Genomic DNA, 25,222 nt, shown 5'->3' on the forward strand with positions numbered 1-25,222 from the left:
CCGCGGGGGCACGGGTCGCTGGGGGCTGCGCTACTGTCGGACTGGGGGAGGTGGTTGTCACGTGTCATTGCTGTTCCTGGGGGCGGTCGCGTCGACGTCCCGGCGGAGCGGCCGGTGGCAGCGAAGCGGCGCACAAACGGTCGGCACGTACGTTTTCAGCACAGTGCCACCGGGTGCGACGGCGGCCAACGGCGAGCGCAGAAAGGACGGGACCGAACGCCCGACTGGGTAGGACTAGTCAGCAGGGCCGTAAAAGCCTTCTCCCGGACGGGTCGCCTGCGAGCGACCTCGCCGACCGACGCCGCCGCTCACTCGAGGCGGAACGTCTCGAGGTTCTTCGGGGCGTAGGTCCGGCAGTCGAGTTTCTGGTACAGCGCCGAGGAGAACTGGTCGGTTGCCGTCTCGTCGCCGTGGACGCAGAGCACCTCGTGGGGCCGCGGGTTCATCGTGCGCACGAAGTTCAGCAGGCCGTTGCGGTCGGCGTGGCCGGAGAAACCGCTGACCGACTCGACGTCGAGTTGCAGTTCGAGGCGGTCCGGCCCGCCCCGGCCGTCGTTCAGCGTGATCTCGCGGTTGCCGCCCTGGATCTGGCGGCCGAGCGTCCCCTCGGCCTGGTAGCCGACGAAGATCATCCGGTTTTCGGGGTCGTGCGCGAGCAGTTCCAGCCAGGACATGATCGGGCCACCGGTGACCATCCCCGAGGTCGAGAGGATGACGCAGGGCCCCTCGCTCGCGATCTCCTCGCGCATCTCGGCGCCGCCGTCGACCTGCTGGAACTGCTCGGCCAGGAACGGGTTGTCGTCCTGGTGGAGGATCCGGTCGGTGAGGCCGTCTCGGAGGAACTCGGGGTAGGCGGTGTGGATCGCCGTCGCCTCCCGGATCATCCCGTCGAGGTAGACCGGCATCTCGGGCACCCGCCCCTCGCGCATGGCCTCTTCGAGCACCAGCATCATCTCCTGGGAGCGCCCCACCGCGAAGGCGGGGATGACGACCTTCCCGCCCCGGTCGTGGGTCTCCGAGATCAACTGACAGAGCTTGCGTTCCGAGTCCTCCTGGTCGGTCTGGTAATCGCCCTTCCGACCGTACGTCGACTCCATGATCAGCGTCTCGACGCGCGGGAAATCGTTCTCGGCGCCGTTGAAAAGTCGGGTATCGTCGTAGTGAATGTCGCCGGAGAAGACGACGTTGTGCATCCCGTTGCCGATGTGGAAGTGCGAGACGGCGCTGCCGAGGATGTGCCCGGCGTTGTGCATCGTGAGCTTGACGTCCGGCGCGATGTCGGTCACGTCGCCGTAGTCGATCGGGATCGTGTGCTTGAGCGTCTCCCGGACCATCTCGCTCTCGTAGGGCGGGGTGCGGCCCTGCTTGGCGGCGACGTCGAGGTAGTCCAGTTGCAGGAGGCCCATCAGGTCACGCGTGGGCGCGGTGGTGTAGATCGGGCCGTCGTAGCCGTACTTGAAGAGGAGCGGGAGCAGGGCGCTGTGGTCGAGGTGGGCGTGGGTGAGCACCACCGCGTCCAGGTCGGCGATGGGGTTCGCCTCCTCCATCTGGAGGTAGGGGACCTCGCCCTCGGCGCCCGGTTTGTCCCCGCAGTCGACGAGAATCCGGGTGTTGGCCGTACTCAGGATGAAGGCGGCCCGGCCGACCTCACGGCAGCAGCCGAGGGTGGTGATCCGGACCCACTCGGGGTCGTCCGCCGAATGGCCGTAGATGTCCGCACCGATGTCTTCGAGCAGTTCGCGGCGCTCGGCGCGTTCCTGGACGAGGAAGTTCCGGACGTTGGCGACGGTCGAGGACTCCATCGGTGGCGTCCGGAGGACCTCCGGCGTCCAGCCGATCTCCCGGGTGATCTCGTCGAGTTTGCTCGCGCGCCGTCCGATGACGAGGCCGGGCTTTTCGGCCTCGATCAGCACCTCGCCCGTCTCGGGGTAGAACTCGAGGTTGTTGACGCCGGCCTCCTCGGGCAGGAGTTCGAGCAACTGGGTCCGGGCGGTCTCCTGGTCGGTTCGGCTCCCCTGGGTCGGGCGGACGGTGATCCGCTTGCGGAGCGTGCTCGCCAGCTTCGGGATGACCCCGTCGGCGTCGGCGAACTTGCGGGGCGTGTCCGTGTAGAGGACCAGTTTCGGCCCCTCGTAGGTGACCCGGGCGACCGACAGGTCGTCGGGTATCTCCGCCGCGATCTGCTGTCGAAGGTCATCGAACTCGGATTCGTTCGTACTCATGTGCTCTCGGTCGCGTCGCGTGGAAGTCGTCGAATAGGCATGTGCTGTGGGTCGCGTCGAGATAACCGCGTCTGCGGGAGAACGAAACCGTTCGCCGCAATCTGCTTAGGCATTCCAGCCGTCGCTTATATGTGTTCTGTTCCCGGCGTCCCGCGCTCGGCGTGCGCGCCGTCGCGGGTCTCGGTCGACGGGACCGCTCAGAGCCCCCAGCCGAGGACGATGCCGGCCGTGGCGACGACTGCGAGCAGGAGCTGCAGCGGGCCGCCGACCCGAAGGAAGTCGGTGAATTTGTAGCCGCCGGGGCCGTACACCATCAGATTCGTCTGGTAGCCGACGGGCGTCATGAACGAGGTCGCGGAGGCGAACATCACCGCGAGCAGGAACGCGAACTCGTTGGCCCCGAGGCGGGCGGCGGCGTCGATCCCGACCGGGATCATCAACACCGCCGTCGCCACGGGCGTGATGACGCTCGCCAGCAGTCCCGCGACGAGGTAGAGGACGAAGAGCACGCCGACCGGGGGGAGGAGGTCGCCCGTCGACACGAGGAACTCCGAGACGACCGCGGCACCGCCCGTGGACTCGAGCGCCAGGCCGAGCGGGATGACGCCGGCCAGGAGGAAGATGACGTTCCACGAGACCGCGTCGTAGGCGTCGGCGGTGGTCAGACAGCCGGTGACGACCATCGCGACGACGCCACCCAGCGCCGCGATCACGATGGGGAGCCCGTCGATGGCCGCCAGCCCGACGACGCCCGCGAGGATCGCGATCGCGACCGGCGTCTTCTCCGAGAGGGGTGCGATCTCGGCGGCCGGCTTCGACGCGAACCCGTCCACGGCGCGTTCGTCCGCGACGACGAGGTCGCCCGTGTCGGTGAAGTAGTCGATGGCCGCCGGGGTGGTCCGCACCAGCAGCAGGTCGCCGGCCTCGAGGGTCCGGTCCGCGAGGTCCGTCCGGTAGAGGTCGCCGCCGCGGCGGACGGCGAGCACCGTCGTCTCGTGGAAGTCGTGGAACCCCGCCTCTCCGACCGTCGCGCCCACGTACCGGGAGTGGTCCGGGACGACGGCCTTCGCGAGGGTGCCGTCCGTCTCCGCCGTATCGAAGGTGTCCTCGGTCACGGACTGTCGGCCACGCTGTGCGAGGTCAGCCTCGTCGCAGAACCGGTCGACCGTCTCCACCGAGCCGTGGACCACGAGCCTGTCCCCGGCCTCGACGAGTCGGTCGGAGTGGGGCCCCGCGTATGCTTCGCCGTCGCGGCGCGCCTGCAGGATGCGTACGCTCGGATGGGCGTCGTCGAACGCCTCGACGGTGAGGCCGACGCCCGGGGAGGACGGCCGCACCTGCACGACGGTGAGGTAGTCGTCGAGGTCGAACTCGGACACCGAGTCGCCGTCCACGGGGACCCGCGCGGGCGTCAGTCGCCAACCGACGGTCAGGAGGTAGGTGAGCCCGACGATCAGCAGGACGGCGCCGAGGGCAGTGAACTCGAACATCCCGATCCCGTCGCGGCCGTCGATGAGGAGCCGGGCGAAGTCGCTGGCGAGGATGTTCGTCGACGTCCCGATGAGCGTGAGCGTCCCGCCGAGGATCGCGGCGTAGGAGAGCGGCAAGAGGAGCTTCGACGGGCTCAGGTTCGTGTTCTCCGCGAGGTCGGTCACCATCGGGACGAAGACGGCGACGACGGGCGTGTTGTTCACGAAACCGGCGATGGGACCGGTCGTGCAGACCGTCGCGACGAGCGCGCGGTACTCCTCGCCGTCGACGAAGTCGGCCAGGTAGACGCCGAGGCGTTCGACGATCCCGGTCTCCTGCACGCCGGCGCTGAGCATGTACATCGCGATGATGGTGACCGTCGCGGGGTTCGCGAACCCGGAGATCGCGGTGCGGGCGCCCACGCCGGTCCAGGGCTCGAGGACGACGAGCGCCGCGACGACGCTGATCGCGGTGACGTCGTTCGGGACGACCTCGGTGAGGAAGGCGACGAGCACCGCGAGGATGAGCGCGAAGACGACCAGGACGCCCGACACCTCGAAGATCGGCATGTCAGATCCCACTCGGGTCGGATCCTTGACTGTTGCCTTCGGCCGCCGACCGAAGCCGCGACCGACCGGAGCGTTTTCAGGCGGGACGTGGAACGGGTGCCATGGTCGAGACTGCGACCGGGACCGACCACGGCGGTCACGAGGAGGGCGAACACCGGAGCCGGTGGCCGTTCGTCGCGGCGATGGGCGCGGGTGCGCTGTACGCCGGCGTCGCGCTCTACGTCCTCACGGCGCGGACGGGCGTCGCGCCGCGGGCGATCGGTGCGGGCATGGCAGTCCTCGGTTTCGTCGGGCTCTGCGTCGGCCTGGCCGGCTGGGTCGTCGAGGCGTTCTTCGGTCATCCCGGCCCGGGAGACCGGGGGGCGATCTACCGGCTGGCGACGATCCTCTTTCTCGGGACGGACGTGGCGACGTTCGGCGCGGGCTTCGTCTACTACTTCTTCGTCCGGCTGAGCGCGTGGCCGCCCAGCGAGTTGCCCCACCTGCTCGGGTCGCTCGTCCTCCTGAACACCGCGATCCTCGTGGCGAGCAGTTTCACATTACACTTCGCCCACGAGGGCCTCGAACACGGGAACCGCCGCCGGTTCGTCGGCCTCCTGGGAGTCACCGTCGCGCTCGGCGTGATCTTCCTCGTGGGGCAGGCCGTCGAGTACTACGAACTGCTCGTCGCGGAGGGCTTTTCCCTGCAGACGGGCGTGCTCGGCAGCGCCTTCTACGGGCTGACTGGCCTGCACGGCTTCCACGTCTTCCTCGGCGTCGTGCTCCTGGGACTCGCGTTCGGGCGGGCGCTCCGGGGCGACTACGACGCCGAGTGGGACACCTCGATCGCGACGACGTCGCTGTACTGGCACTTCGTCGACGGGGTCTGGCTCTTCCTGGTGGTCGTCCTCTACGCCGGCGCGACGCTGTGATCAACCATCCTCGCGCTGGCGACGCTCGAAGGCGAGATAGCGCCGGTACAGCGGCGGGGTGAGGACGCCCACGACGCCGAGCAGCCCAGCGGCCAGCCCGAGCGGGAGGAGGAGCGGGCTGACCTGCGGACACCGGTCGTCGGTCGCGAGGGTCACGTACCGGGTCTCGTTCTCGGCGACGACGAGGACGCCGCGCCGGAAGGCGTCGCGATTGGGGAAGGAGCCCTCGACCGTACCCTCGGTATCGGGGTCTTCGATGCCGGCCTCGACCGCTCGACGTTCGGCGGGGGAGAGGTCCGCAAACCGCAGCCGGGGGACGTTCGGGCCGCCAGCGGGGGTGAACCCCTCGCGGACGCGCTCGGTCTCCTCGGCGCTTGCGACCGAGAGTTCGGGCTGCCCGCAGCGGTCGGTCTGCTCCTGGAAGAGGGCGTAGCCGCCCATGACGCCCCCGGCGATGCCGACCGCGAGGAGGACCGAGCCGACGAACGGGACGCCGTAGGTCAGGAAGGCCGCGCGCACGTCACTCACCCACCGTCCGGCGGTATTCGGCGTAGCGGATCGTCCCCGCCAGCCCGAGGCCGTAGAGCCAGTGCGCCACGAGGACGAACCCGAGGTAGCCGACGAGTTCCAGCCCGGACTGACCGGTGTAGAAGGCGATCATGAACCCGGTGGACATGATCGTCGCGTAGGAGAGCCCGGAGACGACGAGCACCTGGCCGGGGAGGAACTCCGCGATGGCCCGGAAGAGGATGGCCCAGGTCGTGACGCCGCCGACGATGAAGAGCAGGTAGCCGGCGAGTGCACTCTCGCGCAGGCCGACCAGCCCGGCGAGTTCGGCGAACGCCGCCACGTCGAAGACGCCGATGAAGGCCGCGGTGAACAGCACGCCAGACATTGCGAGCGTGCCCAGCAGGCCGCCGATCGCCCCGTAGAGCGTGTCGTCGAGCACCGATCGGACGAGGCCGCGGGGGTCGGCCAGGACGTGCGGACTCCCGCGCTCGGGATCGGTGGTGGAGGCGGGGCGGACCGACTCGGGTTCGGTCGGGGTGACGTTGTACTCGCGTTCGAGGCGGCCTTCGAGCCACTGCCACTCCGCGGTGAACTGGCCGGTCTCCTTGAGGTCCCAGACGTCGGCGTCGTCGATCGGGTCGCCGTTCCAGTACGACCAGATCATGTTGTAGAGCCAGAGGATCGCCGAGAGGCCGATCACGTACGAGCCGACGGTCGCGACCTGCTGGAGCGGCGCGAAGGCGGCCGGGTAGTTGGCGTACCGGCGGGGGAGCGACTGGAAGCCAAGGGCCAGCAGGATGCCGAAGGTGACGACCGACCCGACCACGAGGAGGCCGACCTGGAAGCGCGCCAGCCGGCGGTCGTACCACCGGCGGGTGATGAGCGGGTACCAGTAGTAGGAGGCCGCGATCATCATCATCGGGATGATGCCGACGGTGATGAGGTGGAAGTGACCGACGATGTAGTAGGTGCCGTGGTAGAAGATGTCGACTGGGACGGCGGCCAGGAAGACGCCGGTGACGCCTCCGACGACGAAGGTGCCGATGGAACCGATACAGAGCAGGCCGGGCGCGGCCATGCGGAGGCGGCCGTCCCAGATGGTCGTGATCCAGTTGAACACCTTGATCGCCGAGGGGACGGCGATGGCGACGGAGACGGCCATGAAGGAGGCGGAGAGTCGCGGATTCATGCTCGTCGTGAACATGTGGTGGGCCCAGACGCCGAAGGAGAGGACGCCGATCGCCAGGGTGGAGTAGACGATGTAGCGAAAGCCAAAGAGCGCGCGACCGACCATCTTGGGGAGGATCAAGCTCATCAGGCCGGTAGCGGGCAGAAAGAGGATGTACACCTCGGGATGGCCGAAGAACCAGAACAGGTGTTGCCAGAGGATCGGGTCGCCGCCGCCGACGGTGAAGAAGGTGGTCCCGAGGTTGCGGTCTGCCAGCAGCATGAGCAGGGCGCTGCCGAGCAAGGGGAAGGCGAAGAGGACGATCCCGCTGGTCGTGAGCATGGTCCAGGAGAAGATGTCGAGGGTTGCCCAGTCGGTGTCCGGCCCGCGCTCGTAGAAGACGGTCACGACGAAGTTGATCGCGCCGACGGTGGTCGCGATGCCCGAGAGGTGCAGGCCCAGCAGGACCAGGTCGATCTGGGGGTTCGCCGTCACGGTCGAGAGGGGCGTGTAGAGGGTCCAGCCGATCCCTGGCTCCTCCAGCGCGGCGAAAAAGTCGACCAGTGGCCCTTCGACCAGTGCGCCCAGCACCTGTGCGGCGACCTGCGAGGGGAGGCCGGCCCGGGTGATCAGGAGCGCCGGCGGGAGGAGCCAGAACCCGATCGCGTTGACCCGGGGGAAGGCCATGTCGTCGGCGCCGATCAAGAGCGGGAGGAAGTAGTTCCCGATGCCGAAGAAGACCGGCGTGACGAAGAAAAACAGCATCGTGATCCCGTGCGTGGTAAAGAGGGCGTTGTAGGTCGCCTCCGACCAGACGTCGGCGGCGGGGGTGAGCAGCTCCGTCCGCATCATCATCGCGTCGACGCCGCCCCACAGCGCGGCCAGCGTGCCGAAGGCGATGTAGAGCAGGCCGACGTCCCTGTGGTCGGTGGTGGTCGTCCACCTGACGACGCCCGCCCGGAGGACGGACGGGTCGAGCAGCGAGCTGCGCTGGCGGTACCCACCGTCGGCGCGGGGGCCGCCGGCCCGACGGGCGACGGCGACGAACCCGACGAGGAGGACGGCGAGCGCACAGAGCGCGCCGAACTCGACGAGCGCCCGATTCATTGGTCCGAACGGGAGGGAGGGGCGACTGGGCGGGCTGGCATGGACGGGTGGTCCACGGACACGGCCAAAAAGCCTCAGACCGGTCGCAGCGCTGACCTCTGTCCGGTTCGAGAGGTCGGCGGAAGCTTTTGGGAGTCGACGTGGACGCCTCAGTCGATGGGGTCCCCTGCAGTCAGGCGCACCGCGTTCGCCCTCGCGAGTCTGCTGGCGCTCGCGCTGCTCTGTGCGACGCCAGCGGCCGCCCAGTCGGTCAACCGGAACCTGATCCGGGAGCTGAACACGCAGTTGCTGTACGTCGCGCTGCCGCTCGCGGTGTTCGTCGAGGTGATCCTCCTCTACGCCGTGATCCGGTTCCGGAACAATCCGGACCCCCGGCCGACGATCGACTCGCCGAACCTGGAGATCACCTGGACGGCCGCGACGGGGATCATCCTGCTGTTCGTCGGCGTCTCCGCGTACGTCGTCCTCGGGACGCCCTATCTCTCACCGGGCGCGGGCGCGCAGTCGATCGACGCCGCGGACGGGTCCGCGGCCGAGGGGGACGCCGTCGTCGTCCGCGGCCTGGCCTACCGGTACGACTGGGAGTTCGAGTATCCGGCGTCGAACGTGACGACGCGCGGCCTCCTCGTACTCCCGGCCGAGCGGGACGCGGTCCTCAGGCTCTCCTCGGCGGACGTGATTCACTCCCTGTACGTCCCCGACCTCGGGGTCAAGCAGGACGCCTTCCCCGGCCAGTACACGAGGATCCGGACGCGACCGACACAGACGGGGACCTACCGGGGCTACTGTACGGAGCTCTGCGGCGTGGGCCACTCGCGGATGCGCGCGGACGTGGTCGTCCTCTCGCAGTCGGCCTACGAGGACTGGCTCGCGAGCCACGAGGGCGAATCCAACGTGACGGCGGCCCCCGAGCCGAGGAACTGAGGCGCTTCCGTCCGGATTCGACGCCACAGCCGGCCTCGAGAACGGCATCCGGTGACCGGTCCCCAGCCGTATCGAAACCACATGTCGCTATAGCAAATCGTCCGGGCGGACCGTGCTCGACGGATCGACCAGGCGGACTCGGAGTTTCGACCGCTCCCCGAGTCGGTATCGACAGTGACTGGCGCTCGAGGCGACGGCCCGCGGTCACGGCCGAACGGCGGAGTTCGAAGTGTTTAACCCCGGGACCGGGAAAGGAGGGAGTAACTCGCTGGTCGACGGGCACCAGCGGGCACCTGCCGGCACCGAGGTCCGAGACCTCGCTATCGCCCACAGGACGGGATGTGATTCCCCGACGGGGAATTGAACCACTCGACGCCCGTGGTGATAGCCCATGACACGAAGCTTCTACTCCCACATCAAGGAAGCGTGGGAGAACCCAGACGACGGACAGCTCGCGGAACTACAGTGGCAGCGCCAGCAGGAGTGGCGCGACCAGGGCGCGCTCGAGCGCATCGAGCGGCCGACCCGACTCGACAAGGCCCGCTCGCTCGGCTACAAGGCCAAGCAGGGCGTCGTGGTCGTCCGCGCCAGCATCCGCAAGGGTGGCGCGCGCAAGCAGCGGTTCACGGCCGGCCGGCGCTCGAAGCGCCAGGGCGTGACCCGCGTCACCCGCCGGAAGAACCTCCAGCGGGTCGCCGAGGAGCGCGCCACCCGGAAGTACCGGAACCTGCGCGTGCTCAACTCCTACGCCGTCGGCCAGGACGGCCGACAGAAGTGGTTCGAGGTCATCCTGCTCGACCCCGAACACCCGGCGATCGAGAACGACGACGACCTCAACTGGATCTGCGAGGACGACCAGCGCGGGCGGGCCTACCGCGGCCTGACCAGCGCGGGTCAGTCCAACCGCGGCCTCGACAAGAAGGGCAAGGGCACCGAGCACAACCGCCCGAGCAACCACGGCGGCACCGGCCGCGCGAAGTAACGCGGCCGCCGGCGACGCGATTTTTTGCTCGAATGCGATTCGATCCGACACGGAGCGGCCGCTGCGTCGATCGACGGCGGAAATCGGATCTCGACGACGGTGGACAGAGAGACGGCTCTCGACGACCGGAAAATCGGAAAAGTGGGGCCCGCCTCAGGCGATCAGCAGTTCCTCGCCGCGTTCGACCGTGATGCGGCACGGCGGCGAGATCTTGTTGTACGCGCGGCGGAAGGCCTCCTTGACTTCCTCGGCCTGGTCGACGTCGCAGTAGGCCGTGAAGAGGCGCTCGCCCTTCTGGATGCGGGCGGCGGTGCCGACGATCTTCCCGAAGGACTGGCGCATCCCGTCGGAGACACGGTCCGCACCTGCACCGGTCGCCTGCTTGTTCTCCCGGATGACCTGGTGGGGGAACTTCCGCAGGACCATCTTGTAGTTCTTCTCGCCGAGCTCCTGGATCAGGTAGCGGTTGGCCGACAGGCGGGAGGCCTCGAGCGAGCCGTGGCGGATCTGGACCTCTTCCTCCACGCTGAGGCTGATCTGGACGGGGTAGTCCTCGGCGTTTGCCTGTTTGTCTCCCATCTTGTGCTGTGCGACTTTCGAACCGGGAATGCCGGTGATGTACTCGCGGCGGGTGTACGACGGCTTGTCGATTTCCCGGTACATCGAGGCAGGCTTGTCCGACATAGATTCTCTTGGCAGATCCGAGGCCAAGCGCGTACAAAAACCCGTCGAACTGTTCCGTCGCCGGCCCCCGGCGCGCCGGCCGTTAGTTCGAACGGAATATTTTAGTAAATTAACCGGACAAGGATCGATCGCATGGCACCGACACGGTTCGACGCGTACGGCGTCGTCGCACAGCACTCCCAGAAGATCCTGCTCGCCGGGCTGCTCGTCGTGCTCCTGACGATCGGGGCCGCGGGCGAGGCCGTCGCGCACAACCCGGCCGGCCACGCCGTCCCGGGCTGTGAGAACGGCGCGGACGTGGTCGGGGCGAAGAACCCCAACTGCCACGACGCCTCGACCGCGTAACGACCGGTGAGACCGACCGGGAATCCGCCCGGTTACACCGATATTACTGCCTCGCTTTTGGGCCCGGAGTCCCAACTGTGTCCTATGAATCAACTCGTCGACGGCGAGTGGCAGACGGAAGCGTACGAATCCACCAACGAGGAGGGCGAGTTCGAGCGGGGCACCACGACCTTCCGGGACCGCATTCAGGACGATCCGGACGCGCGGTTCCCCGCCGAGGCCGGCCGCTATCACCTCTACGTCTCCTACGCGTGCCCGTGGGCCCACCGGACGCTGCTGGTGCGGGCGCTCAAGGGACTCGAAGACGCGATCACGGTGGACGTGGTCGACCCCTACCGCGCCGAGGACGGCTGGCAGTTCACGCCCGAAAAGGAGGGCTGCACCCCCGACTCGATCAACGGGTTCGACTACCTGCGGGAGGCCTACGTCGAGGCCGACCCGGAGGCCACGGGCCGCGTGACGGTGCCGGTTCTGTGGGACAAACAGGAAGGGACGATCGTCAACAACGAGTCCGCGGAGATCCTGCGGATGCTCGACACCGAGATGGGGTCGGTCGCGGACCGGAACGTGGACCTCTATCCGGAGGGCTACCGCGAGGCGGTCGACCGGATCATCGAGGAGATCTACGAACCGATCAACAACGGCGTCTACCGCGCCGGGTTCGCGAAGAGCCAGTCGGCCTACGACGACGCAGTCGCCGACCTGTTCGACGCACTCGATCACTGGGACGAGGTGCTCGGCGAGCAGCGCTACCTCGCCGGCGACCGCCTGACCGAGGCGGACGTCTGCATGTTCACGACTCTCGTCCGGTTCGACGAGGTCTACCACACCCACTTCATGTGCAACAAGCGGCACATCCACGAGTACGACAATCTCTGGCCGTATCTGCGCGACCTCTACCAGACGCCGGGCATCGCAGAGACCGTGGACATGGACCACATCAAGGAGCACTACTACACGACCCACCCGGACGTGACCCCCTCGGGAATCGTCGCCGTCGGTCCCGATCTGGACTTCGACGCCGAACACGACCGCGACGAGTTGCCGGGGGCGCCGCCCGAGGACCTGCTACCGCTGGCCTGAGTCCTCGCGGACCAGCGGGGCGGCGCCACATTGGTCCGACTCGACGCGGCGCTCGACCATCTCCGTTCTGAGGCGTCGACACGCATCGACCCCGAGGCCCGAATCGATGGCCGCCAGAACCAGTCGGTCCAGGCGGTCGTGCGCGGCGGACTCGCCCGCCAGCAGATCGTCCGTCGCGGCGACGACCTCGCTGCGGGTGTCGGCGTCGAACGCCAGCGGGTCGGGGATCGGGAGCGTCTCCAGTTCGTAGGTCATCACCTGGAGGGCGCCGCCGCCCTCGCTGCGGCCCCAGCACTCCAGAATCGCGGCGGTGACGGTCGCGTTGAGCACGCCCAGCGTCGCCCGCTCCAGTTCGCCGGAGCCAATCGAGCGGTCCTGGGGCGGGTCGTCGACGCGGAGGCAGTCGACGGCGTTGCTCGCCAGCAGGCCGTCGGGGTTGGCGATCACCGGCACTCGCTCGTCGAAGAACTTCGGGACGAACACGTCGGGCGCCGAGCGGTCGCCGAGGTCGAACCAGACGCGCCGGGCCGCACAGGACGTTCGTTCGTGGAATCCCCGGCGCTCGCCCCACGCCACGTAGTCGGCGAGGGCGTCGTATCCGTCCCGTTCGAGCGCCGCCCGGACGGCATGGGCCGGATCGTCGGAGTCGCGCTCTTCCAGCACCTCGACCACGTAGTCGTGGACGTCAAGCAGGTACCGGTCGGTGTCGGCGGCGGTGACGACCCGGCCGTCGACGTCGCGGATGCTCTTGATGGCCGGGGCGAGAAAGCGGTCGTCGATGGCCGCGGCGCGGCCGTCGGCGTCGAGGAAGAAGAAGTCGTTCGCGCCGGTCATGATCCCGCGGTGGACGGTGCAGCGCTCGCCCAGCGGGACGAGCGAGTCGTTGGCGAGCAGGCGGATGATCGGTGCCGGGGCGTCCAGATAGGGGGCGAGTTTCGCGGACTCGCGGTCGGCGAGTCGCTCCTGTCGGACGGTGACGCGACGGGCGTCGTCGGTCCTGTGGCTGGTCAGGCCGTCGTCGCGGGCCGTCGCGTCCGCGCCCTCGATCAGGTCGAGCAGGCGGGAGACCGAGACCTGCTCGTCGAGGCGGACGAACCGAGCAGGGCTGGCTCGGCGGCGGTCGGGGTCGGCGCATCGCTCGGCCAGGAGGAGGACGGCGTCGACGACGGCGTCGTCGAACACCGGTGCGCCGAAGCCGACGACGGCGGCGAGCCGGTAGTGGTCGAAGATGAACCGCTGGAAGGTGGCCCCGTATCGCGTGGTGAGCCACTTGTTCGGGACGACGACGGCCAGGCGGCCCCCGTCGCGGAGGAAGCGGGTGGCGTGGGTCACGAAGTAGACGTAGGCGTCGCTGCGCCGGCTCAGCGCGCGGTCGCCGTCGCGGTAGGGGCGGTCGCCGTCGGGGCCGAACGAAGCGAGGTGCGCCCGGAGGCGGTCGACGTCGGCGTCCTCCTGGCGGACGTAGGGCGGATTGGCGACGACGGCGTCGAAGCGGCCGGCGACCACGCCCTCGTCGGTCACCGCGACCGAGCGGTCGGCGTCGGGCTCGACGGCGAAGAAGTCCGTCTCGTAGAGGCGACAGCGGGCGTCCGGGCCCGCGTCGGTCGCGTCGAGCAGGCGGTGGGCGGACAGCGAGAGCGCGACCGGGTCGGTGTCGACGCCGACGACCCGCCGGAGCCGGTCGGCCGGCGACAGCTCCGGGTGGAGGGCGGCGAGTCGGCGCGTAGCGGCGACGGGGAAGGCGCCGCTCCCGACCGCCGGGTCGAGGACGCGCGGCGGACGGTCGTCCGGCCGCGGCCGGATCGCCCAGCGACAGAGCGCCGTCGCGACGACCGGATCGGTGACGAAGTGGCCGTCGGCGCGGCGGCGCTCGGCGGAGAGCGAGCGCTGGTAGCCGTCGGCCACGTCGTCTGTAGCAATCGTCTCGGCGAGGTTCGCGAGTCGCTGGCGAACCGCCGCGGCGTCGGTGGCCGTCGCGAGCCAGTCGGGCCGGGACCGGTCGCCCGCGGCGTCGGCGACGGCCGCGACCCGCGCGTCGAGCGCCTCGGTCGGCTGCTCGGACATCGTTACCGTGTGTCGTGCTCCAGCTGCATATAGCTCACAGCGATCCGTGAGTCGCGGGAGCGACACCTCGTCGTCGGCAGGAACGCGTCGTCAGGCCCGCGGGGTGCGGTGACTCAGCACCTGTTCGTCGTGGTCAGTCCGGCTCCCTGTCTCGGGTCGTTCCGCGACCAGCGGAACGACCGGCGCCCCCGTGTTCTCGGCGTCCGTGTAGCGTCGTGTCATGGATACTCCCGGCGACGGACGGGACCCCCCAGCCCCACCGATCGTCGCCGTAGTCTATCACGAACGTTCATTCGATATAAACGTATCCATCTCTCGCGGCGCAATTAAAGATTCGAGCCAACATCTTTCCGGGTCGCGACCGCAGGGGACGCATGATCGAGAACCGCAGCGACACCTTCGACGTCGGCGGCGAACTGACCGTCCACCGGCTCGGATTCGGGGCGATGCGCCTCTGCGGTGAGGGGATCGTCGGCCCGCCCGCAGACGAGGGGCGGGCCCGCGCGGTCGTCCAGCGCGCGGTCGAACTCGGCGTCGACTTCGTCGACACGGCCGACTCCTACGGGCCGGGCGTCAGCGAGCGGCTCATCCGCGAGGCCGGCGTGACCGAGGACGTCGCGGTCGCGACGAAGGCCGGCCTCCTGCGCAACCGCGACGGCGACTGGCTCCCCCACGGCGACCCGGACTATATTCGCAACCAGGTGCTCGTGAGTCTGGATCGACTGGGCGTCGACGAGATCGACCTCTACCAGTTCCACCGGCCCGACCCGGACACGCCCTTCGAGGAGTCGGTCGAAGCCTTCGCCGAACTGAAAGACGAGGGGCTGGTCCGCCACGTCGGCCTGAGCAACGTCGACGTCGAGCAACTGGAGACCGCCCGCGACGTGGTGGACGTGGCGACCGTCCAGAACGAGTACAACCCCGGCGACAGGGAGGGCGATAGGGGCTCGGCGAGAGTGCTGGACGCCTGCGAGGAGTACGGCATCGGCTTCATCCCGTGGTTCCCGCTCGGCGGCGGCGAACTCGACGAGAAGGCGGACGTGATCGCGGACGTCGCGGAAGAGCGCGACGCCACCCCCGAGCAGGTCACGCTGGCCTGGCACCTGCAGCACTCGCCGGTGACTCTGCCGATCCCGGGGACCTCGAGCGTCGAGCACCTCGAGGAGAACGTCGCTGCCACCGAGATCAGGTTGACCGACGAGGAACTCGCCCGGATCGGCGAGTGATCACTCCTCGCGGTCGGTCCAGAAGTCGAAGGAGCGCCCGGGCGTGAAGATATCGAGGCCCACCGCGGTCTCCTCGCCCGTGTTCTCGACGCGGTGGGACTCCCAGGGTTCGAGATACACCGAGTCGTACTGTTCCAGGGTCGCCGCGTCGTCCTCGGTGTGAACTGTGAGTTCGCCGGCGAGGACGAGACAGACCTGGCCGTTCTCGTGGTCGTGCATCGGCGAGGAGTGCCCCGGCGGTTTCTCGAACCACTCCAGGCTGGCGTCGTCGCTGCCGGCGAGGGCGACGCGCCGCCAGCCCGCGTCGGGTTCGTACGTCTCGGCCGCGTCGAAGTCCACGCGTTCCATGACCGGCGATTCGGCCGGGCGGTCGGAGTAGCCTTCGATTCGAAGCGTCGGACCGCATGCCAGGCGTCAGACGGCCCCCGGTGATTTTTGGGCGCTCGGCCGCTCTCTCCGAGTAATGACCGAGGAGAGGCGGTACCTCGGTGTCGTCGAGACCGACGGCGAGTGGCTGGCGGTCGCCTTCGCCGCGGACGGGTTCGACCACGCCGACGTGTTCCCGGAGATCGGCAGCGTCTGGGCGCGCTACGAGGAGATCGCCGAGTCGATCCTGGTCGACGTCCCGATCGGCCTCCGCGAGGCGGGTGACGGACCACGGCCGGCCGATGCCGCGGCCCGTGCGGTCCTCGGGCCGCGGGCCGAGGCCGTCGTCGACCCGCCGGTCCGGGAGGCGGCGCGGAAACGGCGCTATCCGGCGGCCGCACGGGTCATGGAACGCAAGACCGGGCGCGAACTCTCGCGGCCGGCCTTCGAGCGAAGCGACGCGATCGTCGCGCTCGACGACCTCCTGCAGGAGGTGTCGGCGGCCCGACCGGTGTTCGTGGAGGCGGACCCGGAGGTCTGTTTCCGGGCTTTCGCCGGGACGACATTGGAAGAAGATCCAGACACCGCCGCGGGCTACGCCGAACGGATGCGTGCGCTGGCGACGTTCGACCGGGACGCGCCGCCGGTCGTGCAGGAAGCCGCCGAGGCCACTGCGGGCCACGCCGTCAGCGTCCGCGACGTGCTCGACGCGGTGGCGCTGGGGTACACCGCCCGTCCCGGCCCCGGTTCGCTCCGGCGGCTCCCGGCGGACCCCCCGACGGACCCGACGGGGCTCCCGCTGGGGACGGTCTACCGGGCGGAGACGCCGCTCGAGGAGGCGTAAGCGCGCGAGCGATCGGCAGCGCTGTCGCTCAGAGCCTGATAAATGAAGAACGCTGTCGACAGATTACAGGCGGGTGACGTTGGTCGCCCGCGGACCCTTGTCGGCCTGCTCGATGTCGAATTCGACTTCCTGTCCCTCTTCGAGGTCCGGGCCGCCGACGTCTTCCATGTGGAAGAATACGTCCTCGTCCGCGTCCTCTGTGTCGATGAAACCGTAACCGCCTGTGTCGTTGAAGAAATCAACCGTACCGTTTGCCATTGCTCTTGAACACATGCGAGCGACTCTTATAACCCTTCCGAGACAGCAAGTACCGTGCCTTCGAGGGTAATATGCCGCCGTCGACGTCGAGGGCCAGTACTACGGCGCCCGGCCTCGAAGGACGAGGCGTGCCGGAAGACACCGACGACGTCGATCCGGGGACGATGGACCGGAGCGAGCTCGCCGCTGCGCTCCACGCCCACCTGGCCGCGACCGAGCAGTTGCCGATCGATCCCACAGCGAACCGGTGGCTCGGCGAAGCGCAGGCCGCGGCCGCCGACGTGGCCGACGGGACGGCCCCCGACCGGGCAGTCGAGAAGCGAGCCCGACAGGTGCGGCGGCTCCTGGAGAACGCGGGTGATCCCGCCAACGCCGACGCCGTCCGGCACCTCGACGCGGCGTCGGCGATCGCAGAGGAACTGATCGCTCGGGCCGACGACGCGTAGGAGCGGTCGGGCGTTCGTGAAGCTGGTTGATGAGTTTATGGTCGCAGGTAGGCGTAGCCCTCGTCCTGAAGGCGAGTCACCTCGACGGCGCCCTCGGGGACGGTCTCGACGCCCTCGACGAGGTCCGATTCGTCCATGTCCATCATCTCGAGCGTGTTCGAGCAGGCGCTGACCGCGACGTCGTCGTCGAGCAGCGCCCGTACCGTCTCGGCGTTCTCGCCGTCGGCCACGATCGACTGCACCCCACCGGCCTGGACGACGATGGCGACGTCGTCGATGCTACCCGACTCGTCGTCGAGGAGGTTGCGAGCGATCGCGAGGCCGGTCTCCTGTTCGCCCTCGTCGCCGGAGACTAGGTGGACCACTGTTCGCATGGCTCACCATCCGCTCTCGATGGGGGAATGCGTGCTGCCTGCACATCCCGGCCGGGGGCGACGATCGTCGAGCAACCGACTGGTCGGGGTCAGACGTGGGGGATGATCTCGTCGAGGACGTACTCGAGGTAGCTGGTCGAGTCGAACTCCGTCGGGCGGTAGACCTCGACGTAGCCACTCCGGGAGGCAGTCATCTTCACCTGCGCGTCCCCGTAGGCGTGGGACAGTCCGAGCTGGTTGAGCGTCGACTCTTCGAGGATGGCCTCGAGGTCGTAGTCGGTCCGGAGGTCCGCGCCGTGGACGGTGCCGTTGACGGCGTCGTCACCGGTGCCGTAGAACCCCGCTTTCCACGGCGTCGCGCCGTCCTTGCGGTCGAAGAAACCGTCGAGGTCCACCGTCGCCCGGGACACGTCGGTGCCGGTCTCCGCGCCGATGAGGTCGAACGCGAAGGTTCCGTCGCCGCTGCCGACCACGACGAACTCGCCGGGGACGCCGACGAACTCGGTGTGGCGCGTCACCGTCTCCTCACGGTCGGTGACGGTGATCTCCCCGCCGTCGATCGACGCCCGAGTCCGGTCCGCGAGCACGTCTGCCGCGCCGCGGCCGGCGAAGGCCACCTCCCCGCCCGAGAGCGAAAACACGCGATCGATCACGAGACACCGCTCCAGGTCGTGATCGTCCTCGGTGACCGTCTCCGTGACCGAGTTGATCGCGTCGAACGAGCCATCGACAACGCCGAGCACTCCCGCTTTCATTTGTACCTGCCACATCAAAGCCGGATGATATAACGGTTGACCCCGACTTGGGCAGCCGAGCGCGGTGACGATCACCGCTGAGCGCGTGGTGCAGAATCCGCTCGGCGTCGTTTCAGTGGCACCACACGTCGTTCGCAGGAACGTGCGGCCTCGGATTTGAACCGCTGCTTGTGAGTCCGGGCGTGCGACCCTCCTGGCCGTTCCGGACCGGACACGACGTGATGTCAGCCGCGGGCGAGTCCGCAGGCGACTCGCCCGCGCTCAGTCCGGACTGCGCTCTACGACTCGTCGGGGTTCGATCTCCAGTATCACCCGGGTCAGATCCGCGTGGAGACCCTCCGGTTTCCCGCGGTCTTTGTACCGACGCCAGAGTTTGTCGTCGTGTTCGTCTGCGCCCTCCTCGGTGATCGCCACGCACTCCCCGCGTACCTCCACGTATCGTCCGGGGTCGTCGGGGTCGGTCACGAGCACGTCGACCCGTGGGTCGCGCTCTACGTTCTTCACCTTCCGGCGGCCCCGAGCGGTGTTTACGAGGATGCGGTCGCCGTCGTGGTCCACCCACACGACCGACTGCTGGGGGGACCCGTCGGGATTGAGCGTCGCGATGACGCCGTGGGCGGTACTCTCGAACAGTTCGACGAACTGGTCTGAGATTCGCTCCATTGGCGCCTAATCGTAACGGGGGGTTGTAAACGTACTCTCGGACGGGGAACGCGTCGATCGCAGATCGGCACGGCTGCTCCCGGTCATCGATCGACCGGTGAGCGGATGCCGGCTTTCAGCGAGGACGAGAGCGGGGGGCTCAGTCGTGTGGCAGGAGTACGATCATCTTCCAGCCATCCCCGGTCCGCCGGAAGACGTGGGTCGTGACCAGGCGTTCGAGCACCGCGTCGTCGCCCGTGTACCGCACCCAGTCGACCCGAACGCGGGCCCTGTCGTCGGCGACGACCTCGACGTCGACTTCCTCGGCCTCCGAATACGCGTACCCCCGCTCTTCCAGCGAGTCGAGGATGGCCCCGAAGAGGTCCGCGACGGCGTCCCGGCTTTCGAGCATGTGAACCCTCTCCGCCACCAGCAGCGCCGGTTCGTGGAAGTGCGCGGCGATGGCTTCGGGGTCGCCGTCTGAGAAGGTTTCGGCGTAGTCGTGGACGAACTCGCGGACCGCCCGTTCGGTATCCATACTCCCAACACGTCCCCGCCGGTGAAGGTTCTGTCCGTCGGGGCCGGCAGTGGCGCTTTGACGGGGAACGGCAGCGGTGGTCGGGGCGCGAATCCGAGTGAATCCGGGATTCCGCTCCCCGGATCGTGTACCTGGAGCAGCGGTCCTCAGTCGAGTGCGCACCCGGTCCGAGTTCCGGTCGCGGCGACGACGGTGGAACGGCCGAGAGTCGACCACCGAAACCGACGGCCGGGATCGTCAGTCACTGCCTGGATGGCGCCGGCCAGTTCCGCTCCGGTGGACGGACGAGTACAAGGGCACGGAACACGAAGTGAGGGTATGGAACTGCCACAGTATCTCGGCGACCGTAACCGGCTCACTCGCGCACTCCTCGCCGTCGGCCTGGCGGTGTACGCGCTCCTGTCGCTTCGGAAGGGCAAGCGCCTGCGTGGCGGGCTGGCGGGACTCGGTGCGGTAGCGCTCGGGTACGCCACGGCGACCGAGTCCGGCGACGTCACGGAATCCTTTGCGGCGGGTCTCGGTACGGAGTCGACGACAGAGTCCGGACAGCTTCGCTGTGCGATGTGTGGTGAACCCATCGTCCCGGGGCAACGCCGTCAGCCGAACGAGAACGACGAGACCGTCCACGAGGCCTGTCTCGAAGCGCCCGCGTGAGTGACCGACGCCCGTTCCGATCACGGGTCCGTCGGGAGAACGTCCGTCGACGTGTCGCCACACGGTTGGCTCCACGCTGGCCCTCGGGCGTCGAGCACCTGCAGACGTATGCCGCCTCCCGGATAGTGAGCTTCCGAAAGAATTCGCTCCGCTCGCGGGGTAGTGTTCAGAGTAGTTGATTCCATGCGAAGGCGAACGATTGGATCCAGTCGTCAGCTGTGTCTCGCTCGGCGTTGCTGAAACAGTTTGCGAACGAGGAGGTACGACGTTTTGCCTCACGGATGATATGTTCGACGGCATTCCGGTTTCCATGGCGTTCGTATCTGAAATCGAGGCCGTGTCGCTGGCAGGCGTCTTCCAGCGGTGCCGCGCCATCGACGAGAAACACGGCCTTCACGAGAACAGAGTTCTCGTGCAGCCCATTAGAACGCAAAGCGTTCTAAGGACGTCGTCAACGTCGTGTTTCTCGCGAAGTTCGGCAAAAATGGGCGAGCGATACCGTTTGTTCTGGTCGGTTCAAGCGTTGTATCTAGTAATTCGTTCGTGTCGAGATCGACCGCAGCGTACAGCCAATATTGCTCGTCGTTGCGTCGAATCACGGTCTCGTCAACAGCAACATGATCCGGACTACACCCAGTTTCGGGCTGTAGATCTGCCTCGTGAACCCAATTATGCACGGTGGATCGCGCTCGCTCGACACCGAATACCTCGAGAATCGAAACGGTATTCGAAAGTGAGAGTCCGGCGAGATGCAGCTGAATACCGAGTTTCATCAGCAGTCACGGTGTCGCCTCGCGTTCAACAAACTCTACGTCGATCTGGTCGATAAACCGCCGAGGCGTTTGTTTTCGGGCATGGACACGTAGAAAACACACCGCCTCGCTATTCATCCGTATCTGAAAACCGCCCTCCGCACGGAGTCAAAGCGGGAACGCAGCTGGTAACGGAATCGTCACGCAGGTACTGTTCTATCATTTCCATGTAAATATACGTACGAAGGCACTGTCAAAACGAGATACTGTAGGACGCGAGTAGTTCGGCGGTTCGAATGTCCACGCGAACCGAGAAACGTCTCAGAAAGTCGCTGAAAACGGTGAATACCGGATAGTAAGAGTGTGAGAGGATTGGCGACGTGGGCGGGAGCAATCTCGAAGTCGATAATCACCAATAATGGAAATAATACACAAGTCTATCTGGCGTGGGCTAATCCCCGACCTGAATTGAGCGGGTCTCAAAGCTTTAACTGCAGCCATCGACTGCTCACCCGTTCGTAGTATAGTACTAAATTGCCATTACTACGGTTACCAAAGACTCCCGATCGGTCGGCGGACGAACGGCGGCAAAAGGTATACTAGAATAGATAGTATCAATTTGCTTCGTATGGATTCCGAGTGTCACGTGGCGGCTGAGTTCGACCACGTCGGAATCGACGGGCCGATCGGGATGAGTACGACCGGGGAGGCTACACTCGGAGTTCGTCTTCGATCATGGCCTCGATGCGGTCGAAACCGAGTTCGATCCGATCCCGACTGTTGGCGAAGCTGATCCGGAGGTAGCCGCTTCCGGCGTCGCCGAAGCCCTCGCCAGGGGCGGTGACGACGCCGTACTCGTCGAGGAGTCGCCTGGCGATCTCGACGCTGGTGCCGGACAGCGCTTCGACGTCGAGGAACGCGTAGATGGCACCTTCGGGTGTGGGGGCCGCGATCTCGGGGATTTCGGCGAGTCGGTCGACGACGTAGTTCCGGCGCTCGGCGAAGGCCTCGGCCATCCGCTCGGCCGGCTCCTGGGGACCGGTCAGGGCGGCGACGGCGGCGTGCTGGGAGACGCTGGGGGCGCACGCCGAGGTGTACCCGTGGACCTTCGCGGTCGCGTCCGCGACGTCGGCCGGTCCGGCGAGCCAGCCGATCCGCCAGCCCGTCATCGCGTAGGTCTTCGAGACGGAGTTGATCGTGATGACGTCGTCGTACTCAGTATACGTGGCGATGCCGGTGGGGTGATCGCCGTAGGTGATGCGGTCGTACACTTCGTCGGCGACGACGTAGCAGTCGTGGGCCGCCGCGGCCTCCACGACCTCCGTGACGGCATCCTGCGAGAAGACGCGACCCGTCGGATTGCACGGGGACGAGAGGACGACAGCCGCCGTGTCCTCGCCGATCTGCTCGGCGACGCGGTCGGGCTCCAGGTCGAAGCCGTCCTCGGCCGGAAGCGCCACCTCGACAGGCTCCGCGCCGGCGAGACGAATCTGCGTGAAGTAGTTGGGCCACCCGGGCGTGGGGACGACGACCTCGTCACCAGGTCCGGCGATCGCCTGTAGCGTGAGGTACAGCGCCTCCATGCCGCCGGTCGTAACGGTGATCTGCGTCTCGGGATCGAACTGGCCGTCCGCGCCGGTCCGGTCGGCGATCGCTTCCCGTAGCTCCGGCATTCCGGCCGAGGAGGTGTAGTGTGTCCCCCCGGCCTCCGCAGCCGCCATCGCGTCCTCGACCACGTGGGTGGGCGTGTCGAAGTCCGGTTCGCCGATCTCCAGGTGGACGAGGTCCCTATCTTCGTACTCGGCGGCCCGTTCGAACATGTCCCGGATCGCCGAGTGTTCGACCGACCGTGCCCGCTCCGTGATCCGTTTCGACTGTTCGTCAGTTGCGACCATATCCAGGAGCGATGCCCGGTGGGGTAATAAGTCGATCCACACGGTCTCGATACGTCACCGTGGCTACGAACGTCGTCGCCACGGCGTACCGACAGCACGGGACGGGACTGCCCGCCGCCGTCGGTCACCTGGGCTCGAAGACGTGCAGCGGCCACTCGCGCTCGTAGGACACTGCAGCTGACAACTCGGCCTCGGTCGGTTCGCGGGTCGTGAGCCTGACCCGATCGCCGATGGACACGTCCGCATAGTCGGCGTCGACGCGGCCGAACAGCCGACCGCCGGAGGCGAGTTCGACCACCGCGAGGGTGTAGGGCGCGTCGTCTTCGAACGCCGGCGGCGGCGTGTGCACCTCGGTGTAACTGTAGACCTCGCCCTCGCGAGGCTGTTCGCGGACCGACACGTCCCGGCTCCCACAGGCGTAGCAGGCCGGCCGAGGTGGCAAGAGCACCTCGCCGCAGTCGCCACAGACGCCGCCGAGGAGGTCGCCGTCGGCGAGTGCGTCGAAAAAACCCGGCAGCGTCAGCGGGCTGTCGGCGTCGAGTTCGCCGGGACCGACCCCGCCGTCGGTCGAACTGGAATCGCCCTCCGTGCCCGTCTCGTCCCGGCCACGATCACCCGTCATTCTGCCACCTCCGCTTCGAGGACGTGCGAGACCGTCATCGCGTCGGCGAGGCCACCCTCGTTGATCAGCAACGCCGTGTCGGCGTCGGCCACCGATCGGTCGCCCGCCTCACCGGTGAGCTGTTCGTAGGCCTCGATCGCCTGGTAGAGGCCGGTCGCACCGACGGGGTGCCCCCGGGCCTTCAGTCCGCCGCTCGTCGAGAGCGTGACGTCGGTCCAGCCGTCGGCGCGCTCGGTCTGGGGTCGGTGGCTCTGGTAGCCGGTCCCCGGTGGCGCGAACCCGGCGGCCTCCGCGAGTAGCGCCTCGGAGACGGTGAACGCGTCGTGGACTTCGGCGACGTCGACGTCCGCGGCCGTGACGCCCGCCTCGTCGTAGGCCGTCTCGACGGCGGCCTGGGCGCCTTCGAGGTGGGTCATGTCTTTCTCGGCGACGCCGATGCCGCCTGCGGCCGCACCGGTGCCGGTCACGGCGACCGCCGGCGCGTCCAGATCGGCGGCGAGTTCGGGCGTGGTCACGAGGGCAACCGCCGCACCGTCCCCGACGGGGGCACAGTCGTAGCGTTTCAGCGGTTGGGCCACCGGTGGCGACTCGAGGACGTCCTCGATGGCGACTTCCTTCCGGAACTGCGCACGCGGGTTCGCCAGCGCGTTGTCGTGGTTCTTGACGGCGATGGCGGCGAGGTCGCGCTCGGTCGCGTCGGTCTCGTGGAGGTACCGGCGGGCCAGCAACGCGTACTGGCTGGGCGCGGTCGCGCCCGAGCGCTGTTCGATCGGTCGGTCGAACGCCGCCGAGAGCGACTCGGTCGCGCCGCCGGTGCCACCGGCGGACATCTTCTCGAGGCCGCAGGCGAGGACGGCGTCGTGTTCGCCCGTCCGCACGTCCTTGACCGCGTGGCGGAGCGCGAGCGCGCCCGCAGCGGCACAGGCTTCGACGCGCTCGGCGGGCACGTTGCGCAGCCCCGCCCACTCCGCGAGCACCGATCCCTGCATGATCTGATGTTCGTATCGCTCGGACTGTGCGCCGACGTACACTGCCTCGACCAGGTCCGCTGGATCGGGCAACCCGTCGAAAGCCTCCGCGAGTGCGACCGAGAACATGTCCCGTCCCGGGAGGTCGGACGTCTCGACCGGCGGTGCACCGACCGCCGCGATCATGGGCGTCGTCATGTTCGCCGACTTCGGCCCGGTCGCTAATAGACCTTCTCTTGCCCGGAACGACGGTCACTCGACGTCCGTCAGGTCCGCTGGCCGATCCACGTCGCGGTGGACCCCGTAATCGCCCGTTTCGACGGCGACTGCGCCTTCCGCCGGGGTCAGCAGCGCCGCCGCCCGCAGTTCGAGGACGGTTTCGACGGCGGCCTCGCGCCAGCACATGTCGTCGTGGGTCATTGCCCCGCAGTAACGGGCACGTGCCGAAAAATACCGTCGACCGCCCACCGCCGGCCCGAATATCATCGAATAAACTATAATCTGTAGGTGATATGTATGACCGGAAATCGGCCTACCTGGTCCGCGACGGGCGGGACAGTTTGTGGGCGGCGAACTCTACACAGGCTCGTCCGACATTATCGAACGCGATCGGAACGCCAGCGAGGCCCGTGACGCCCGGGAGAAACCGACTCGAAGTCGGGCCAGGCACGCAGATGATGGGGGTGACAGCCAATCGCCACTCCTCGAGTGATCGGAACCCGGTCAACTGTGGCCGCCTCGAAAACCTGTACGTTAGGACATAATATGTGCCATGTGTATGAATAAAAATACTATCGAGGGTAATACGCTCCACCTCGGTTCTGCACTCGTCGCGTCCGCTGC

General features: G+C 67.7%; 26 protein-coding genes and 1 pseudogene. 9 read left to right on the plus strand and 18 right to left on the minus strand.

Annotation, left to right across the window (positions count from 1 at the left end; all coding sequences use genetic code 11):
- Positions 1-308: 308 nt before the first annotated feature.
- On the minus strand, positions 309-2,222 hold the full coding sequence (locus U5918_RS06575) for a beta-CASP ribonuclease aCPSF1 (RefSeq protein ID WP_336000360.1): 1,914 nt from the start codon (positions 2,220-2,222) through the stop codon (positions 309-311).
- Between the two features lie 197 nt (positions 2,223-2,419).
- Positions 2,420-4,261, minus strand: a complete 1,842-nt coding sequence (locus U5918_RS06580; RefSeq protein ID WP_336000361.1) for an SLC13 family permease — start codon at positions 4,259-4,261, stop codon at positions 2,420-2,422.
- Between the two features lie 101 nt (positions 4,262-4,362).
- On the opposite strand from U5918_RS06580, the gene U5918_RS06585 reads away from it, so the two are divergent.
- Positions 4,363-5,172: a cytochrome c oxidase subunit 3 gene (locus U5918_RS06585; protein ID WP_336000363.1), complete on the plus strand. Its 810-nt coding sequence runs from the start codon at positions 4,363-4,365 to the stop codon at positions 5,170-5,172.
- Here the strand turns inward: U5918_RS06585 and U5918_RS06590 are convergent, their stop codons facing one another.
- Together U5918_RS06590 and U5918_RS06595 are read right to left on the minus strand one after the other, a co-directional pair.
- A complete protein-coding gene (locus tag U5918_RS06590) occupies positions 5,173-5,700 on the minus strand; it encodes a DUF7979 domain-containing protein (protein ID WP_336000364.1) in 528 nt (175 codons plus the stop codon).
- Positions 5,693-7,957 carry a DUF6789 family protein gene (locus tag U5918_RS06595; RefSeq protein WP_336000365.1) on the minus strand — a complete coding sequence of 755 codons (2,265 nt, stop codon included), beginning with the start codon at positions 7,955-7,957 and terminating at the stop codon, positions 5,693-5,695. Before U5918_RS06595 ends, U5918_RS06590 begins: the two co-directional genes overlap by 8 nt.
- 156 nt (positions 7,958-8,113) lie before the next feature.
- Between U5918_RS06595 and coxB the strand changes: the two genes are divergently transcribed.
- Together coxB and U5918_RS06605 are read left to right on the plus strand one after the other, a co-directional pair.
- Positions 8,114-8,881 carry a cytochrome c oxidase subunit II gene (gene coxB, locus U5918_RS06600; RefSeq protein ID WP_336000367.1) on the plus strand — a complete coding sequence of 256 codons (768 nt, stop codon included), beginning with the start codon at positions 8,114-8,116 and terminating at the stop codon, positions 8,879-8,881.
- Between the two features lie 391 nt (positions 8,882-9,272).
- A complete protein-coding gene (locus tag U5918_RS06605; RefSeq protein WP_336000368.1) occupies positions 9,273-9,863 on the plus strand; it encodes a 50S ribosomal protein L15e in 591 nt (196 codons plus the stop codon).
- Positions 9,864-10,016: 153 nt separating this feature from the next.
- Here U5918_RS06605 and U5918_RS06610 read toward each other — a convergent pair whose 3' ends face one another.
- Complete coding sequence (locus tag U5918_RS06610) at positions 10,017-10,547, minus strand: 50S ribosomal protein L16 (RefSeq protein WP_336000370.1); 531 nt, start codon at positions 10,545-10,547, stop codon at positions 10,017-10,019.
- Positions 10,548-10,679: 132 nt separating this feature from the next.
- Between U5918_RS06610 and U5918_RS06615 the strand changes: the two genes are divergently transcribed.
- Together U5918_RS06615 and U5918_RS06620 are read left to right on the plus strand one after the other, a co-directional pair.
- Complete coding sequence (locus U5918_RS06615) at positions 10,680-10,892, plus strand: hypothetical protein (RefSeq protein ID WP_336000371.1); 213 nt, start codon at positions 10,680-10,682, stop codon at positions 10,890-10,892.
- Positions 10,893-10,976: 84 nt separating this feature from the next.
- Complete coding sequence (locus U5918_RS06620) at positions 10,977-11,975, plus strand: glutathione S-transferase family protein (RefSeq protein WP_336000372.1); 999 nt, start codon at positions 10,977-10,979, stop codon at positions 11,973-11,975.
- Here the strand turns inward: U5918_RS06620 and U5918_RS06625 are convergent.
- On the minus strand, positions 11,961-14,039 hold the full coding sequence (locus U5918_RS06625; protein ID WP_336000374.1) for an Eco57I restriction-modification methylase domain-containing protein: 2,079 nt from the start codon (positions 14,037-14,039) through the stop codon (positions 11,961-11,963). The genes U5918_RS06620 and U5918_RS06625 overlap by 15 nt on opposite strands.
- A gap of 90 nt (positions 14,040-14,129) precedes the next feature.
- Complete coding sequence (locus tag U5918_RS06630) at positions 14,130-14,261, minus strand: hypothetical protein (RefSeq protein WP_336000376.1); 132 nt, start codon at positions 14,259-14,261, stop codon at positions 14,130-14,132.
- Between the two features lie 152 nt (positions 14,262-14,413).
- On the opposite strand from U5918_RS06630, the gene U5918_RS06635 reads away from it, so the two are divergent.
- Positions 14,414-15,265, plus strand: coding sequence for an aldo/keto reductase (locus tag U5918_RS06635; RefSeq protein WP_336000378.1), 852 nt, complete (start codon positions 14,414-14,416; stop codon positions 15,263-15,265).
- Here the strand turns inward: U5918_RS06635 and U5918_RS06640 are convergent, their stop codons facing one another.
- Positions 15,266-15,613, minus strand: a complete 348-nt coding sequence (locus tag U5918_RS06640) for a cupin domain-containing protein (protein WP_336000380.1) — start codon at positions 15,611-15,613, stop codon at positions 15,266-15,268. It abuts the gene before it with no gap.
- A gap of 115 nt (positions 15,614-15,728) precedes the next feature.
- Here U5918_RS06640 and U5918_RS06645 point away from each other — a divergent pair, with 115 nt between their 5' ends.
- Positions 15,729-16,475, plus strand: coding sequence for a DUF429 domain-containing protein (locus U5918_RS06645; protein WP_336000382.1), 747 nt, complete (start codon positions 15,729-15,731; stop codon positions 16,473-16,475).
- 63 nt (positions 16,476-16,538) lie between these two features.
- Here the strand turns inward: U5918_RS06645 and U5918_RS06650 are convergent, their stop codons facing one another.
- Complete coding sequence (locus tag U5918_RS06650) at positions 16,539-16,733, minus strand: cold-shock protein (protein ID WP_077205918.1); 195 nt, start codon at positions 16,731-16,733, stop codon at positions 16,539-16,541.
- Positions 16,734-16,861: 128 nt separating this feature from the next.
- On the opposite strand from U5918_RS06650, the gene U5918_RS06655 reads away from it, so the two are divergent.
- Positions 16,862-17,179: a DUF8152 family protein gene (locus tag U5918_RS06655; protein ID WP_336000384.1), complete on the plus strand. Its 318-nt coding sequence runs from the start codon at positions 16,862-16,864 to the stop codon at positions 17,177-17,179.
- Positions 17,180-17,214: 35 nt separating this feature from the next.
- On the opposite strand, the gene U5918_RS06660 is transcribed toward U5918_RS06655, so the two are convergent.
- From U5918_RS06660 to U5918_RS06675, 4 genes are all read right to left on the minus strand, one after another.
- The gene (locus U5918_RS06660) at positions 17,215-17,553 is read right to left on the minus strand and encodes a DsrE family protein (protein WP_336000385.1); all 339 of its coding nucleotides are present in this window, start codon (positions 17,551-17,553) and stop codon (positions 17,215-17,217) included.
- A gap of 89 nt (positions 17,554-17,642) precedes the next feature.
- Positions 17,643-18,308 (minus strand): hypothetical protein, encoded by a 666-nt coding sequence (locus U5918_RS06665; RefSeq protein ID WP_336000387.1) that lies wholly within the window; start codon positions 18,306-18,308, stop codon positions 17,643-17,645.
- 261 nt (positions 18,309-18,569) lie between these two features.
- Positions 18,570-18,971: a PPOX class F420-dependent oxidoreductase gene (locus U5918_RS06670; RefSeq protein ID WP_336000389.1), complete on the minus strand. Its 402-nt coding sequence runs from the start codon at positions 18,969-18,971 to the stop codon at positions 18,570-18,572.
- A gap of 139 nt (positions 18,972-19,110) precedes the next feature.
- Entirely contained in the window at positions 19,111-19,488 is a 378-nt protein-coding gene (locus tag U5918_RS06675) for a YybH family protein (RefSeq protein WP_336000390.1), read from the minus strand.
- A 318-nt stretch (positions 19,489-19,806) separates the two neighbouring features.
- On the opposite strand from U5918_RS06675, the gene U5918_RS06680 reads away from it, so the two are divergent.
- Positions 19,807-20,142: a DUF2892 domain-containing protein gene (locus tag U5918_RS06680; RefSeq protein ID WP_336000391.1), complete on the plus strand. Its 336-nt coding sequence runs from the start codon at positions 19,807-19,809 to the stop codon at positions 20,140-20,142.
- Positions 20,143-20,308: 166 nt separating this feature from the next.
- Here U5918_RS06680 and U5918_RS06685 read toward each other — a convergent pair.
- The 5 genes and pseudogenes from U5918_RS06685 to U5918_RS06705 form a co-directional block, all read right to left on the minus strand.
- Positions 20,309-20,998 (minus strand): annotated as a pseudogene (locus tag U5918_RS06685) (IS6 family transposase).
- A 606-nt stretch (positions 20,999-21,604) separates the two neighbouring features.
- On the minus strand, positions 21,605-22,789 hold the full coding sequence (locus tag U5918_RS06690) for a pyridoxal phosphate-dependent aminotransferase (protein WP_336000392.1): 1,185 nt from the start codon (positions 22,787-22,789) through the stop codon (positions 21,605-21,607).
- 124 nt (positions 22,790-22,913) lie between these two features.
- Positions 22,914-23,411 (minus strand): Zn-ribbon domain-containing OB-fold protein, encoded by a 498-nt coding sequence (locus U5918_RS06695; protein WP_336000394.1) that lies wholly within the window; start codon positions 23,409-23,411, stop codon positions 22,914-22,916.
- Complete coding sequence (locus U5918_RS06700) at positions 23,408-24,577, minus strand: thiolase C-terminal domain-containing protein (protein WP_336000395.1); 1,170 nt, start codon at positions 24,575-24,577, stop codon at positions 23,408-23,410. The genes U5918_RS06695 and U5918_RS06700 overlap by 4 nt, the downstream gene beginning before the upstream one ends.
- A gap of 54 nt (positions 24,578-24,631) precedes the next feature.
- Positions 24,632-24,799, minus strand: coding sequence for a hypothetical protein (locus U5918_RS06705; protein ID WP_336000397.1), 168 nt, complete (start codon positions 24,797-24,799; stop codon positions 24,632-24,634).
- Positions 24,800-25,222 lie beyond the last annotated feature (423 nt).

It is taken from the genome of Halorientalis sp. LT38, from assembly GCF_037031225.1.
Classification (GTDB): domain Archaea; phylum Halobacteriota; class Halobacteria; order Halobacteriales; family Haloarculaceae; genus Halorientalis; species Halorientalis halophila.

Bases quoted from the DNA above. Each gene is read 5' to 3' on its own strand.
- U5918_RS06630 (WP_336000376.1), bottom strand. From the start codon at position 14,261: ATGACACGACGCTACACGGACGCCGAGAACACGGGGGCGCCGGTCGTT.
- U5918_RS06670 (WP_336000389.1), bottom strand. From the start codon at position 18,971: ATGGAGCGAATCTCAGACCAGTTCGTCGAACTGTTCGAGAGTACCGCC.
- U5918_RS06605 (WP_336000368.1), top strand. From the start codon at position 9,273: ATGACACGAAGCTTCTACTCCCACATCAAGGAAGCGTGGGAGAACCCA.
- U5918_RS06665 (WP_336000387.1), bottom strand. From the start codon at position 18,308: ATGAAAGCGGGAGTGCTCGGCGTTGTCGATGGCTCGTTCGACGCGATC.
- U5918_RS06690 (WP_336000392.1), bottom strand. From the start codon at position 22,789: ATGGTCGCAACTGACGAACAGTCGAAACGGATCACGGAGCGGGCACGG.
- U5918_RS06680 (WP_336000391.1), top strand. From the start codon at position 19,807: ATGGAACTGCCACAGTATCTCGGCGACCGTAACCGGCTCACTCGCGCA.
- U5918_RS06705 (WP_336000397.1), bottom strand. From the start codon at position 24,799: ATGACCCACGACGACATGTGCTGGCGCGAGGCCGCCGTCGAAACCGTC.
- U5918_RS06700 (WP_336000395.1), bottom strand. From the start codon at position 24,577: ATGACGACGCCCATGATCGCGGCGGTCGGTGCACCGCCGGTCGAGACG.
- U5918_RS06635 (WP_336000378.1), top strand. From the start codon at position 14,414: ATGATCGAGAACCGCAGCGACACCTTCGACGTCGGCGGCGAACTGACC.
- U5918_RS06580 (WP_336000361.1), bottom strand. From the start codon at position 4,261: ATGCCGATCTTCGAGGTGTCGGGCGTCCTGGTCGTCTTCGCGCTCATC.
- U5918_RS06660 (WP_336000385.1), bottom strand. From the start codon at position 17,553: ATGCGAACAGTGGTCCACCTAGTCTCCGGCGACGAGGGCGAACAGGAG.
- U5918_RS06610 (WP_336000370.1), bottom strand. From the start codon at position 10,547: ATGTCGGACAAGCCTGCCTCGATGTACCGGGAAATCGACAAGCCGTCG.
- U5918_RS06585 (WP_336000363.1), top strand. From the start codon at position 4,363: ATGGTCGAGACTGCGACCGGGACCGACCACGGCGGTCACGAGGAGGGC.
- U5918_RS06645 (WP_336000382.1), top strand. From the start codon at position 15,729: ATGACCGAGGAGAGGCGGTACCTCGGTGTCGTCGAGACCGACGGCGAG.
- U5918_RS06695 (WP_336000394.1), bottom strand. From the start codon at position 23,411: ATGACGGGTGATCGTGGCCGGGACGAGACGGGCACGGAGGGCGATTCC.
- U5918_RS06625 (WP_336000374.1), bottom strand. From the start codon at position 14,039: ATGTCCGAGCAGCCGACCGAGGCGCTCGACGCGCGGGTCGCGGCCGTC.
- U5918_RS06640 (WP_336000380.1), bottom strand. From the start codon at position 15,613: ATGGAACGCGTGGACTTCGACGCGGCCGAGACGTACGAACCCGACGCG.
- U5918_RS06615 (WP_336000371.1), top strand. From the start codon at position 10,680: ATGGCACCGACACGGTTCGACGCGTACGGCGTCGTCGCACAGCACTCC.
- U5918_RS06620 (WP_336000372.1), top strand. From the start codon at position 10,977: ATGAATCAACTCGTCGACGGCGAGTGGCAGACGGAAGCGTACGAATCC.
- U5918_RS06595 (WP_336000365.1), bottom strand. From the start codon at position 7,957: ATGAATCGGGCGCTCGTCGAGTTCGGCGCGCTCTGTGCGCTCGCCGTC.
- U5918_RS06650 (WP_077205918.1), bottom strand. From the start codon at position 16,733: ATGGCAAACGGTACGGTTGATTTCTTCAACGACACAGGCGGTTACGGT.
- U5918_RS06675 (WP_336000390.1), bottom strand. From the start codon at position 19,488: ATGGATACCGAACGGGCGGTCCGCGAGTTCGTCCACGACTACGCCGAA.
- U5918_RS06575 (WP_336000360.1), bottom strand. From the start codon at position 2,222: ATGAGTACGAACGAATCCGAGTTCGATGACCTTCGACAGCAGATCGCG.
- coxB (WP_336000367.1), top strand. From the start codon at position 8,114: ATGGGGTCCCCTGCAGTCAGGCGCACCGCGTTCGCCCTCGCGAGTCTG.